This is a genomic window from Senimuribacter intestinalis (genome assembly GCF_943192965.1).
In the GTDB taxonomy this organism is placed as follows: domain Bacteria; phylum Bacillota; class Clostridia; order Peptostreptococcales; family Anaerovoracaceae; genus Senimuribacter; species Senimuribacter intestinalis.
Genome location: NZ_CALPCF010000002.1, coordinates 279619 through 292450, shown reverse-complemented (window position 1 = coordinate 292450; position 12832 = coordinate 279619). Strand labels below are relative to the sequence as shown.

Sequence of the window (12832 nt, the reverse complement as noted above, 5' to 3'; positions counted from 1 at the left end):
CATAGCTTTTTACATCCTCCACTCTTGCGTACCTGACATTTACTTAGGCAAACTGGAATTCACCTTGGCAATTGACCCGATTATATTCTTCATTAACTGTCAAGTAGCCATTATAATATCCTATTTTAATTTGTTCTATCGAGGTATGATCTGTATCGACAGTCATAGTGGTTTCAGGTGAACGCTCAAAAATACGAAGTTCCGTCCCGATTTGTGAAGAAAACAACATAACCTTCTCGAACTCTGTCTTTTCTGCCGCCTGCAAAATATACCCTTCCGGAATATAGGTAGGGTACCAATAATCTTTCCAGTCCCCTATCAAATCATCTTCATCTTGCGAAAGCAGCGTAGCTGATCCATCTTCTTTATTAGAAAAAACTTGGAGGATTTTCACTCTGAATGCATCAGATGTTTCCAGCGTAATCGCAGATAGTGTCACAAAACACACCATAATCATCGCTGCGATGTGTAAATAACTTTTTCTGCGATGCTTACTTTTCTTCTTTGCTTGCTTTTCGTCATATTCCCTAGCAAAAGACAGAACCTTTGGGTCCGGCTCAAGATTCATAATGCCGACAAGTTCACCATCTTTTTCAAAATACATATCCTCAGGTAAATCAAATTTTTCTTTCATACCTTTTCCCCATATTTTATCAATTTTATTTATATACAAAGATCTAATCTATCAGCTTTCTTAGTTTTAGCAACACTCTGCACTGTCGCATCTTAACTGCGCTTTGATTAATCCCCATCACTTTTCCAGTTTCTTTAATACTAAGCTCCTGATCAAATCTTAACTCAAGAAGCAACCTTTCATCCTCAGATAACTGCGCCCTTGCTTTCTCTAAGGCATTTAAATTCTCTTTAAGAAGAAAATCGTCTTCTGTAGTATGTGAAATATTGAAGATCTCAGAAGCCTTCTCAAGTATCCTATTTTCTCGATCCTTTTTTCTATACTGCTCACAGATTTCATTTTTCACCATAGCTCTTATATAATTATGTAGTTGTAGAATTTCCTGGTCGAGATATTTCTCCGGTCTTTCAGAGATCTTTGTCCAAATAATTGCAGAAACTTCTTCTGCAACATCCCAATCTTGCGTGCAGTCTCGAATGAAAATATATACTAACCGATATGTCGATAAATACATTTCTTCAAACGTTTCATATTTTTTCTTGTCCTCTTCCATAACTAGATTCTCCTATATGATACCTTATCACAACTTAATGTAGAAAAATTTTTTATACAAGACTGCTTCGCAAAATTCATACCATAAAATGCAACCATCTCGCTTTCCATTATATTGCCTATTTTCAGTCAAATCGGTCATCATAATGAATGCATCCCATTATGGTTGCGCAAGTTTTAATTGAATATATTATCATTTAATCTTATTTCATCTCATTATTATATATAAAATATATTTTCTTTTCATAATTTTATAATTCTAATATAATGGTTGATTCTAGTCTATCCCAATTCGAAGGCTACTCATATATCTGCTATAAAAAATTCCCTTTCTCTAATGGATTTGCATAAATACAGCTATCAATACGCTGCCTATACCAATTAAAAATCCCTTGATGATTCGTTTCGCTGAATAACTGTATATTCTCTCTGGTTTGTTCCGGTCATAACGAACGGTAATCGGTGTACCTATCTTGGATGTCAAAGGAACTTGTATGCGATTTTTAGATACAATGTTTCTGTCATTAACCCGATACGAAATCTCTGCCAATTTTGCATTACGCCAGTTTTCATTTGTCGGATTTGTTGATTTTATGGAAACAATCGTTCCATTCGTTTTCATTGTCTTTCCATGTTTTATTGCAAAAAGAATACAGTTGAATAAGGCAAAGGAAAACGATACGCCCGCTATTATATACAGGACTATTACATCTCGTTCCATATGAAAACCTCCTATGTCAAATCACTGTTTTCAAAAAACCGAATTGACAGAATGGCTGATATTGAAAAGGTGACAAGACTGATGATAACGCTTAAAATTGCTATTGTTGTTGTAGAGATAGTGTCTAAAAAGCTAAATCTTACCGCATTTTCTGGTTTAAACAGAAAGGCAAATAAAACAGGGGATGCCATAATAATTATGACAAATACAAATTTTGTCTTTTCGTATCCCAACTTGTACAGGGCAGGAAAATAGAACGATAATGGTATCGTGATTACTAAAAAAGCAATAGCCGCCATTCTTATATCAAATGTTCCTAATTTCGAGAAAATGATTGTGTCAATCCCAAAAACCAAACAGCAGACCGCATAAATAATCAAACAAAAACAGTATTTTGAAAGCACAATCATTTTACGGAGATAGGGCAATGCACAAAGCAGGGTAGTTGCTTTTGGATACTGGTATTCCTTTAAAGAAACATACTGAGTCAACATGAAAACGCTAAAAATAACAGTAAGTGTAAATCCCATTGCCCCCGCCGCTTCTGGCATCCGCCAAAGCATAACGGGCGGAATCAGAAATGACACGATAAGCATGATGCCTACATATTTCTTCACAATCAGAAATTCTTTTTTCACTAAGCTAATGAACATCCTTTTTTCTCCTTTCCACATTGGCAACCATGATGTCCTCGATTGTCGGTCTTTCTGTAAGAACATCCTGCATATGCTCCATAACATCAGAACCCTGTTTTGTGATTCCCGTAAAGCCAAACGCACTTTCCTCAATGTTCAAAAAATACCTTCTTGTATCCGTATTCAGTTTTTCAGTGCTGCCCTTTATGATTCGGTAACTGTCAAGCAACTGGTCTTTTTCCTCTTGAAAAACAATCTCACCGCCATCAATCATAATCAGCATATCTGCAATCTTTTCCAAATCGGAAGTAATATGTGTAGAGAAAAATACGCCCTTTCCACCTTTGCCCATATAGTCCTTTAATATATTTAAAAGCTGGCCTCGGACTAATGGGTCAAGACCGCTTGTTGGCTCGTCCATGATAAGCAGTTCCGCTTTATGGGAGAGTGCCAGAGCTAAAGCGTATTTCATCCGCATTCCTTTTGACAGGGTATGGATTTTCTGTTTCGGATTCAATGAAAACTGTTCCATGTAATCTATAAAGTCCTGTTCGCACCAATTCCTGTAAGCAGGGGCAATTACATTTTTCATTTCTGAGAGCGTTAATTCATCATAAAAGCATCCCTCATCAAGCACAATGCCAATGCGGTCTTTTATTTTACTTTCATTCCCATCCATATCCATGCCAAAAAAGTTTATATTTCCAGACACTTTGTTTGTAAGCCCTAAGATACTTCGGAGAGTTGTCGTTTTTCCTGCTCCATTGATTCCGACAAATCCCGTGATGCAGCCCTCTGGCAAATAAAAGGAGATGTCTTTCAAGGCAAAATTACCATACCTTTTACTTAATCCAGATACTTCTAAAATGTTATCCATTTAGTTTTCCTCCTCGTATAAAATGTCCATCATGGCATTTAATTCATCTTTACTAATGCCCAAAGATTTCGCTGTCTGAATCATATCAAGCATTTTTTTCTCCACAAGCCGCCGCTTGGAATCCCGCAATAATTCAATATTGCTTGTAGAAACAAAAGTGCCGATACCGACTTGGCTTGTTACAAATCCCTCTTGTTCCAATTCATCATAGACTCTCCGTATTGTTAAGACGCTGACCTTTAAATCATTTGCAAAGGCACGAATAGAGGGAAGTGCGTCGCCCTCTACTAATTCTTCTTTTAAAATAGCGTCTTTTATCTGGTCTTTGATTTGTTGGTAAAGAGGAACTTCTGATGTGTTAGATATCACAATCTTCAAATATCCTGCCTCCTTCAGTGTGATGTTTATACATACACATTATATACAAATAGCACTTTCAAGTCAATACCCTTTCACTTTTTCTAAGAGATACCTATATATCTCTCGAAAAAAAGACAGAGCTTTTACACTCTGTCTTTTTATCTGCTTATACAAAGATAATTTCCCCATTCACAATCTCCTTCGCACAAGCTCTTATGTTGTTGGGTCGCTCTGTCCATTCTAAGGCATTTTCTTCCTTTAAGCATTCCCTTCCTTGTGCCTGTTTCATGCTTCCTATGAGCCTTTCAAATCGTCCCTGTGCCTGCCATCGGAATAGTCGAGGACACGCCAAAACTGGAAAGCTCTACAAGAATCATAACTGTACCATCTTTTATTATGGACATGCTTGCCGAACTGCAGGAACTACAAAAAAGAAGCATGCGTATCATACAGGGAGATTAGAAAGATAATAGCTATGTCTTTACAACTGCTGAGGGCACCCCACAATATCCCAAGAACACTTATGGCTGGTTTAAGGCACCCATATGTCAAGCCCACGACAAAAATAATTAAAAACAGCAATTGCAAACATATTTCTTTATGCTTACAATTGCTGTTCATACCCTCATGGAAATAGGTGACAAATAAAGCTAATACAAAATCTTCACGACTGAATTATACTGATGATCTTTTGAAGTTCCTCGTAAATTATCTCTTCTGCAATGAAGCCTTCTGTTTGGCTGGTTTCTTTGTTTCTTCTCATTGCAATAAGAAAGGCAACAACATCCTTCTTGGTTTCTTTTGAAAGAATCAAAAATTCATGAGTTGTTACAAATACATTCATACGCGAATAGGCGTACTCTACATCAATAAATTCACTGAGAGTTGGCTGATAAATAATTCCTGCTCTGCAACCCACCTTTCTGCTTGCGTCAGATTAGGCAAAATTATTTTTTATCTTCCAACCCTTGTAATTCTTCTATACTTTCAAGAAAATGACATTCCACCGGAGAAAGGATATCCTCCTGCTTTTTCCGATATTTCTCGTATTCTCCATGCGCCTTTTCAAGAGCCTGTTTATGTGTAACTCTTCCTTTTGTAGTTAAAATATCCCTTCTTGTCATTTTCAGATAGTCGTCAATTGTTTCCAGCCAGTCTTTCATATACATTGGTTCTTGATTCAAGGCATGGACTTCCGCAATATCTAAATACGCCATAACGATTTTATTTAACGCATCTATTTCTTTTTCGTTTAAATAATTCTTTGCAACCTCTACATCAGAACGTTTAATCTCCTTTCCAGCCCATGCTGTTAATCCCATATTGTCTTTGTCCGCATCTGCCCGTTGATAAATTACTTCTGCTGCTGTTTGCTTATGAGCTGCCCAGTGCATTTTATTTTGTACTTGTTTAAAAAATATAATTGAATTCTCTGCTTTCGGATTGTAATCAATACTGGTTGCATATATTTCCAATACTTTTCTCCAAAATACTTTTTCGGAAGAGCGAATATCACGGATGCGAGCTAACAATTCATCAAAATAGTTTCCGCCTCCGAGATTCTTAAGTCGATTATCATCTAATGCGAATCCTTTTTTCATATATTCCTTCAAAATAGAAGTAGCCCATATTCTAAACTGTGTTCCTCTCAGGGATTTTACCCGATAACCAACGGAAATAATAACATCTAAATTATAGAAATCTACCTGATAGGTCTTACCGTCAGAAGCAGTGTAGGCAAATTTTGCCCAAACTGCTTCTTTTGCCAATTCTCCTTCTTTAAAAATATTTCTTACATGTTTTCCAATTACACTTTTATCTCGTTGAAATAATTCGGCCATTTGATCTATGGAGAGCCAAACTGTGTCATGGTCAAATGTAACTTCTATTTTTGTGACTCCATCTTCTGTCGTGTACATGATGATATTTGATTGCGTCATTATATCCTCCGAATATTAGATATTTATAGATGCCTGAAGTTCAGGAATAAACAGCCGATAACTTAATCTTATTGAATATTCCCTAAAAATGAACATTATTCTTGTATAAAAAGAGATGCAAGAGAAGCATACTCCCAAATACGATTCCTCACGTTATCATTTTTTGAATGACGATACTATTCTCGCTTAATACGTGCACATCCATTGATATTGAATTGAACGAACTTCCCAACTGCTTTGCAGCATGGGAAATGCTAGTCACAGGAAAGAGCTTAAGGTAATCATATGCGATCCAAACGTTCTTAGTCAGCAATCGTATATCTTTTAAATGATTTTTTATCTTTGACCATAATAGTTTCATACTGTATCAGCAACTGATCTGATCTTTTTGCAACTTTGCCTATAGCATCTACAAAGAACTTAATCCAACGAATCTATTTTCAGTATATCACTAATATCGAAATAAATGAAGTGCGATTTATGGAGTTTATTTCAAAAAATAAAGAAATAATACAATATAATTTCAAAAGCAAGTTTCATGACTTCGGCACACTCATGCAGCTATATTATCCTCTATTGGCGTACAAATCGTTGATGTGTCCAAATGATTGGGCATAGCAACACAAGAATCACGCAAGAAATATATGAGTATTATTTTAGAAGTTCTGATAAGGGTGTGTCAGATAAATTAGAGCAATTTTATGAAGACATAACAAAATGTAGTCAATAAAAAACCAACGCATAAAAACGTTGGTTTTGCAATGTTTTTGTGGTGGAGATGAGGAGAGTTACACGGCTTGCTCTGCAACCCGCCGTCCTGCGGCTCCCCCTTTCGGTCGCCTTGGACCGTGACCTACTCGCAGGTTCACCGAACCTGCTCCCTTCACGGTCACGCTCTTTCGAGTTCGACTCTCTTTCACTTAGACATGACAAAAGCCTGCCAAAAGGCAGGCTTTGCATGTCTGGTGGAGATGAGGAGAGTCGAACTCCTGTCCGAAAGCATTTCCACAGGACTTTCTCCGAGCGCAGCTGATGATTTAAAGTTCGCGCTTCTGACCGCCCGTCAGCAAGCTGACAGAAGCACTATTCCGTAAGTCCCTTACGATACCGGAAACTCTCGCAAGGTTTTCCTGTATAATCGATGCCAGATCTCCAGCCTACAGGTAAACCGGAGCTGACACGCGCGCTGCGTTAATTAAGCAGCAAATGCGAAATTGTTATTCTTTTTAGCGTTTATATTTAAACGGCCACTTTTAACGTAGACTTGGCGACTACGGCTCGCTGGTCCGGCTTCTACACCCCCGTCGAAACCTTTACACCCCCATAAATGTTTATATGGCTATTTTACAACACTTTCAGTTCGTTTTCAACAGGAATAAATTGTATTATTTTGAAATATTTATGAAAAAAATCTCTCCAGTTCTCTATATTTGTCAAAAGAAAGTTCATCCATGGTCTCTCAGAAGAGCATTTTCAATGCATGAAGCAGTATGTAATTTGGAAAACTGTTCTCCTAAATGCGCATATCTCATCGTAGATTGTATGTTAGCATGTCCAAGCCAAAGCTGAATATCCTTCAATGATACTCTACGATCTGTATCCGCAAGTAAGACGCTGGCACAGCTGTGCCGAAGATCATGGAATCGTATAGGCGGAAAGCCATTCCGTTCCAAATGTCGCTTAAACTCCCCTGAAATATATCCTGGCGTATAAGGCATTCCATTATCTTTCGTAAAAACATACCCGCTATCATAATACTTCTTTGCTACCATAGCCTGCTGTTTCTGTTTCGACTGCTGTCGGAATAGCATTTCCTCTATAGGTTTCAATAACGGAAAAGTTCTATGACTTGCAAGGTTCTTTGTACGATCTTTTGCATCATATATAGTCTTATGTCCCTTCATCTGAACTGCTACAACTACATGACTGATTGTGAGCTGTCTGTTTTTGAAGTCAACTGCCTCCCACATAAGTCCTGATATCTCTGAGCGTCTAAGCCCATAATACAATGCTAGAAAGACTGGAATCTCAATCCTACTGCCAATTACGCTGTCCAACAAAGCAATTGCAGTATCGGCCTCGTAATATGCATTAACGTTCGTAGGAACCTTTAATTTTGGCACGTACTGAACAGGGTTTTGCCATGGAGGAACAACTTGCAGTATTACTGCATATTTGAACATATCATTTAAAATATCCCTCTGGTCCATTGCTGACTTTATTGACAGCTTTTCAGAAAGTAAGTATTCGATATATTCTTGGATTTCTCCACTCCCTATTCCTCTAACCGTATAGTTATGTGTCAGGAAATATGGTCTCATCCACTTACACACACGGTTATAATATCCAGCATAAGTTGATGCTTCTACAACGTACTTTTTATAATTCAACCATCTGACACAAAGCTCCTGCATCTCCATATCATCAGTTACTTTAGAGTTTTCAAAAAAAGCAATGTCAACTTTTCCCTCCTCATTTCTAAGAGGATCAAATTCGTGCCGATACTGTTCCAACAATTTCTCAGCATTGCGCTTATTTCCTTTAACTTTAAGACCTGTTGATTTCCACTTTGATGCAGGCTTGCCATTTTCATCAGTATAAGTTAATACTATATACCAATACCCCTTCTTCTGCTGTAAATGTCCTGCAACCACCTGGCCTCCTTTCCCACGCTCATTTCACAGTATCGCATGTTATAAATTACGAGTCAAGGTAAAGAAACTTACCTGTTTCCAACTTATGCTCAGTATATTCTTCCAAAATATAATTCCAACATATTCTAGTAGCATCGGAATGGCATCCGATCCACATTCACATTCCCTCTATAAGCCTCATAAAGCATCTTCATCCGCACTCTTTCTACTCTTCACAATCAAAGTAAGCTGCCGCCGCTGCCATAAATACTACGGTCATCGGTATTACAATGAATGTAAAAAAAATCCCAAAATAATTCAACTTCTCGGCTCCTTTCATTGTTTCACGCAAAAAACACTTGCAATTAGAAAACAGCCCCTTTATAATTAATTTAAAGAGACTGCTTTGTTTACTTGCTGAAATTGCAGTTCAAACAAGTAAAGTTAGTGGTTATTGGATTTTAAGGTTTACGTTTCCGGTCAAAGTTGCGTAAACCTTTTTCATTTCAGTGCTTCTTTTAAGCGCTTCCCCGCTTTAAACACCGGTACTCTCGTTTCCGGAATTAGAATCTGCTGCCCCGTTTTCGGATTTATCCCCATATGCGCTGATCTCGTCTTTGTCTCAAAGCTGCCAAACCCTATCAGTTGAATTTTGCCTTCATTCTGCAGTTCAGATTCTATCACATTCTGAAAACCTTCTAAAACAGTTCCTACATCTTTCTGCGCCACCCCTGTTCTTTCTGCAATTTCCGTAATTAAATCTTTCTTGTTCATCAATTTACCTCCATAAAAATATAAGTCTGTGCTGGCAGCACATTGCAGGGGGGGATTACCCCCCCCTGTATATCTACTGCCATTACGCAGTAATTTTCATTTTGTTAAACCATATTTGCTCTTCCTGCACCCCTGGTCCGGGCAACAATACTACATTCACACCGCTATCTATTACCTGATACGGACGCTTTGGTCTATGCTGGCTCATTTCATCGCTATTCCCTGCGCTGCAGGCAGTCTTCCAAAGTGGACCCGTGATCATAGGCGGCCAGGTCTTATCTCGTGAGCCTGGCTAATGTGTTGCTCATTGCGATTAGGTGTCTATGCGACTGCTCCCCTCCTTAATGCTGCTATTTTTAACTGGCAAACACTCCAACATCAATAAAATGCAGAAGGATCTTGGCAACTCTATATCGCAAATCGCAGTAAAGTTGGAATATGTAGTTGTCAAGGTACAGAAATTTATAAAATCTCTTATAAAGACTTTATGCTATGAAAAACGCCATCACTATCTATTTCAACAGTTTCAAGCAAATCTGTGCCTGAAGGAACTCCGAAAAATGCCTCCAGACGTCGATATACCTGTAGGCTAGGTGTACGCTGCAGCAGTTCATACGCTTTTATAGTTGTTTTACCTACGCCTACTGCATCGCCCACCTGAGACAAGGTATATCCACGAGCGAGACGTTCTGCCCGCAGCTTTGTCACCTTTATTTTTTCTCTTTTTTTCATGCAACTACCTCACTCTGCTAAATTAAGCAGACTTTTTGTTCAGAGTATGGTAGACTAAAAGTGCATAAAAGAATTGTTGAAATTTCAACAATCAAAAAAAGCGCCAGCTTGAAACAAAAAGTCTACCTTTTGTTTCAAAAAACTTCAAAAAAATTTTAAAGCCATCGCAAAAAAGTAGGCTGTGACACCTGCAACATTGCGGCAGCTTCTCTGGACGTAATTTGATTTGTTTCATATAAAGTCTTGCATTGCGCAAACTCTTCCGGAATCTGCAATTTAGGTCTGCCAAATTTCACACCCCGCTGTTTTGCTGCTGCAATACCCTCTGCCTGTCTTTTTTTAATATACTCCCGTTCTGTCTGCGCAACATAGGACAATATCTGAAGCACCAAATCAGCAATGAAAGTCCCGGTCAAATCTTTCCCCTTTTGTCTCGTATCAAGAAGCGGCATATCAAGCACGACAACATCTACACGTTTTTCTTTTGTAATAAGTCTCCATTGAGCCAATATCTCATCGTAGTTTCGTCCCAAACGGTCAATACTGCCGATTACCAGTATATCTTGCGGCTTCAGACGACGAATCAGTTTCTTGTATCCTGGCCGTTCAAAATCTTTTCCGGATTTACGGTCTACATAAATGTGCTTATCAGAAATGCCAAACTCCTGAAGCACTAATAACTGCCTATCCAGATTTTGATCCTTACTGGATACTCTTGCATAGCCATAGTTCATAAAAAGAACCTCCTTAATATAATTTTTACCTAATTATATCAAAGAGGTTTTCCTTCGTCCCACGGTGGGACGCATATATTTAATTGTAAAACACCTTGGTATACTCCGTTCGCGTATCAGCAATATGGTAAACAAAAACCTCATTCTGAATTCGTCTATATATTGCAATATGCTTCTCACAAATGACCATCCTATAGCCTTGCTCATTCAGCCATTTATCGGGAGTTAATGAGCCAGAGTCAGGAAATGACTCCAGTCTACCGATTACTTTAAGGATGGTTGAAGACACTTTTAAAGCCGTAGATTTTCCAAATTGATAATAGTACCAATCCTCTATACGCTTCAAATCTTCCCAAGCTGTTGGGAGAAGAGTTACTTTACATGTCATTTAATCTTTCCTCCAGCATCGCCTGCGCTTCATTAAGAGAATATGTCTTTGTGCCGCTCAGACGCTCCTGCTCTGCTTGGAGGACTTTCGCTCTCATCTGTAATATTTGTTCTCTTCTCTCGAATGCTTCAATATTCATCAAGACCATATCCCCTTCACCATTCTTCGTAATATAGATTGGCTCATTTGTCTCTTTAGCAATATTTGAAACCGCATTATAATCATTTCTCAGAGTAGTTGACGCTTTAATAATCATGCAGACCACCTCCATATATCATTTTTATGGTATAATTATACCTTTTTTCTGCTTGAATGTAAAGTGATAATCTCAAACTCTGTTTTACTTCTATGTCCCACGGTGGGACAGATGCTTTCAAGAAAATATTTAGGAATTTATTTTTGAAATAATTATCTTATCATCATCAATAGTAACCAAAAAATGTTCTCCAGCTTTTAAGTCTAACGCCTCCCTTATTCTTTGAGGAATCGTTATTTCTCCGTGTTTATTTATTGTTGTCTCATTGGCATATGCTAAGTTGTCTCTTGTACAATCAGGGATTAAGCCTTTATCTAAGGCGCTATATATTGTATTTACTGACCTAATTGAATCAGCCGCAAATTCAGTTTTTCCTTTATTTATTTCATCAATTATCTTTGCAGGACTATATTTCTTTTCCAATATGCACTCCGAAATATATTTACAAAGCGATGGATTTTTCTTTAATATTGGCTTTGGACCTTTCTCTTTAGCCGCTTCTTCATATCTTTTTTGTGCTAATTCTGCATTATACGTACCATCAACTTGCCCTGCTTTAATCTGATTATATATCGTAGAACGATGGCAGCCAAATTCATATGCTATACCCTCTATGCTCATTCCTGATCTGAGCAACTTCTCAAGTCTAACTCGTTGTTCAAATGTGAAGTGTTTATATTTGGTCATATTGCATTTTCCTCATATGTTCTATATAGTTCCTACTTACTCGCCCAACTTTTTAAACAGCGGCACCCTTGTCTGATCACCATGCTGTCGAAAGTATTCTGTTTCCGCAGCAATCAGCCCATCCAGATTAAGATAATTTAGCCATCTGATATAGTCACCTTTATCTTCGTCATACTCGAACACTGCAATCAGCTGCGCTTTCTCCAGCGTCCAGAGCAGATTCTTATCACTTTCTACCCGAATCAGTTCTGGATTATCAACGTGAATGTCATAATCCGCATCTGGTCCAGTCAAAGAATATGGTATCTTTCCAATCCGCTCATCATAAAGGATAATAAATTCATCCGACTCCTCGTCTTCTCCAAGCTCCCCTGCAATTTCTGCTTCCACCTCGGTCGAAGCAATCAGCGCCAGGCACAGTTCCTTTGCAGCGTCCACTCTCATATGCCAATCCGTTTCTGCGGACTGGCTTTCATAGTAGTCAGTGCCACAGAGAATTGCTACCAGATCCCTATAATCATCCGCTTCATACATATTATCATCCATTGCCTTCATCATTTGAAACCGCTTTTCCGGCTCTTTTACCTGAACTTGTCCGTTATGCACTACGCTAAACATCTCGCACCTCCTAAATTTTCATCCCATCCTTAGTGATAAAGCGAATCTCCAGCTCCGACTCTGTAGCCTCCGCAATATCCTCTAAATCCTTAACCTTGAAATTGTCCCTAGATAACTTGTTATACAAATTCTGAGACGATGTGCCCAAACACTTTGCCAAATCCACCACATTCATGTCATTAGCGGCAAGCAGCACTTCTATCTTTTTCTTCATCATCAGTACTATGCTCCGATTATCATTTTGAAATTTCATTTTAACACTTTTTTATTTTAAAATAACACGAATCAGTT

General features: G+C 38.2%; 18 protein-coding genes and 1 other RNA gene. All 19 read right to left on the bottom strand.

Features of this window, described 5'->3' with window-relative positions:
- Positions 1-43: 43 nt before the first annotated feature.
- The 19 genes from NFR88_RS03410 to NFR88_RS03320 all read right to left on the bottom strand — a co-directional run bounded on the left by NFR88_RS03410 (position 44) and on the right by NFR88_RS03320 (position 12794).
- On the bottom strand, positions 44-634 hold the full coding sequence (locus NFR88_RS03410) for a DUF4367 domain-containing protein (RefSeq protein WP_251613552.1): 591 nt from the start codon (positions 632-634) through the stop codon (positions 44-46).
- A 43-nt stretch (positions 635-677) separates the two neighbouring features.
- Complete coding sequence (locus tag NFR88_RS03405) at positions 678-1187, bottom strand: RNA polymerase sigma factor (RefSeq protein WP_161909524.1); 510 nt, start codon at positions 1185-1187, stop codon at positions 678-680.
- A 333-nt stretch (positions 1188-1520) separates the two neighbouring features.
- Positions 1521-1907 carry a DUF3592 domain-containing protein gene (locus tag NFR88_RS03400; RefSeq protein ID WP_161909523.1) on the bottom strand — a complete coding sequence of 129 codons (387 nt, stop codon included), beginning with the start codon at positions 1905-1907 and terminating at the stop codon, positions 1521-1523.
- Between the two features lie 11 nt (positions 1908-1918).
- Positions 1919-2560, bottom strand: a complete 642-nt coding sequence (locus NFR88_RS03395) for an ABC-2 transporter permease (RefSeq protein WP_161909526.1) — start codon at positions 2558-2560, stop codon at positions 1919-1921.
- On the bottom strand, positions 2550-3419 hold the full coding sequence (locus NFR88_RS03390) for an ABC transporter ATP-binding protein (protein ID WP_161909522.1): 870 nt from the start codon (positions 3417-3419) through the stop codon (positions 2550-2552). Before NFR88_RS03390 ends, NFR88_RS03395 begins: the two co-directional genes overlap by 11 nt.
- Positions 3420-3788 (bottom strand): GntR family transcriptional regulator, encoded by a 369-nt coding sequence (locus tag NFR88_RS03385; RefSeq protein WP_330588373.1) that lies wholly within the window; start codon positions 3786-3788, stop codon positions 3420-3422.
- Positions 3789-3945: 157 nt separating this feature from the next.
- Positions 3946-4068: a TnpV protein gene (locus tag NFR88_RS03380; RefSeq protein WP_161909521.1), complete on the bottom strand. Its 123-nt coding sequence runs from the start codon at positions 4066-4068 to the stop codon at positions 3946-3948.
- Between the two features lie 375 nt (positions 4069-4443).
- Positions 4444-4698, bottom strand: coding sequence for a hypothetical protein (locus tag NFR88_RS03375; RefSeq protein WP_160203281.1), 255 nt, complete (start codon positions 4696-4698; stop codon positions 4444-4446).
- A gap of 28 nt (positions 4699-4726) precedes the next feature.
- Complete coding sequence (locus NFR88_RS03370; RefSeq protein WP_160203280.1) at positions 4727-5719, bottom strand: virulence RhuM family protein; 993 nt, start codon at positions 5717-5719, stop codon at positions 4727-4729.
- A 963-nt stretch (positions 5720-6682) separates the two neighbouring features.
- Positions 6683-7042, bottom strand: a transfer-messenger RNA (tmRNA) gene (ssrA, locus tag NFR88_RS03365).
- Positions 7043-7164: 122 nt separating this feature from the next.
- Complete coding sequence (locus tag NFR88_RS03360) at positions 7165-8373, bottom strand: tyrosine-type recombinase/integrase (RefSeq protein ID WP_251613550.1); 1209 nt, start codon at positions 8371-8373, stop codon at positions 7165-7167.
- 480 nt (positions 8374-8853) lie between these two features.
- Positions 8854-9126 (bottom strand): HU family DNA-binding protein, encoded by a 273-nt coding sequence (locus tag NFR88_RS03355; RefSeq protein ID WP_251613548.1) that lies wholly within the window; start codon positions 9124-9126, stop codon positions 8854-8856.
- 474 nt (positions 9127-9600) lie between these two features.
- Positions 9601-9858, bottom strand: a complete 258-nt coding sequence (locus tag NFR88_RS03350) for a helix-turn-helix domain-containing protein (RefSeq protein ID WP_160203277.1) — start codon at positions 9856-9858, stop codon at positions 9601-9603.
- Positions 9859-10013: 155 nt separating this feature from the next.
- The gene (locus NFR88_RS03345; protein ID WP_251613546.1) at positions 10014-10592 is read right to left on the bottom strand and encodes a recombinase family protein; all 579 of its coding nucleotides are present in this window, start codon (positions 10590-10592) and stop codon (positions 10014-10016) included.
- Positions 10593-10671: 79 nt separating this feature from the next.
- Complete coding sequence (locus tag NFR88_RS03340; RefSeq protein ID WP_251613544.1) at positions 10672-10980, bottom strand: type II toxin-antitoxin system RelE/ParE family toxin; 309 nt, start codon at positions 10978-10980, stop codon at positions 10672-10674.
- The gene (locus NFR88_RS03335; RefSeq protein ID WP_251613542.1) at positions 10970-11236 is read right to left on the bottom strand and encodes a type II toxin-antitoxin system prevent-host-death family antitoxin; all 267 of its coding nucleotides are present in this window, start codon (positions 11234-11236) and stop codon (positions 10970-10972) included. The genes NFR88_RS03340 and NFR88_RS03335 overlap by 11 nt, the downstream gene beginning before the upstream one ends.
- Positions 11237-11365: 129 nt before the next feature.
- Positions 11366-11923, bottom strand: coding sequence for a helix-turn-helix domain-containing protein (locus NFR88_RS03330; RefSeq protein WP_251613539.1), 558 nt, complete (start codon positions 11921-11923; stop codon positions 11366-11368).
- 36 nt (positions 11924-11959) lie between these two features.
- On the bottom strand, positions 11960-12541 hold the full coding sequence (locus NFR88_RS03325) for a hypothetical protein (RefSeq protein WP_251613536.1): 582 nt from the start codon (positions 12539-12541) through the stop codon (positions 11960-11962).
- 10 nt (positions 12542-12551) lie between these two features.
- Positions 12552-12794: a phage regulatory CII family protein gene (locus NFR88_RS03320; protein WP_251613534.1), complete on the bottom strand. Its 243-nt coding sequence runs from the start codon at positions 12792-12794 to the stop codon at positions 12552-12554.
- Positions 12795-12832: the final 38 nt, after the last annotated feature.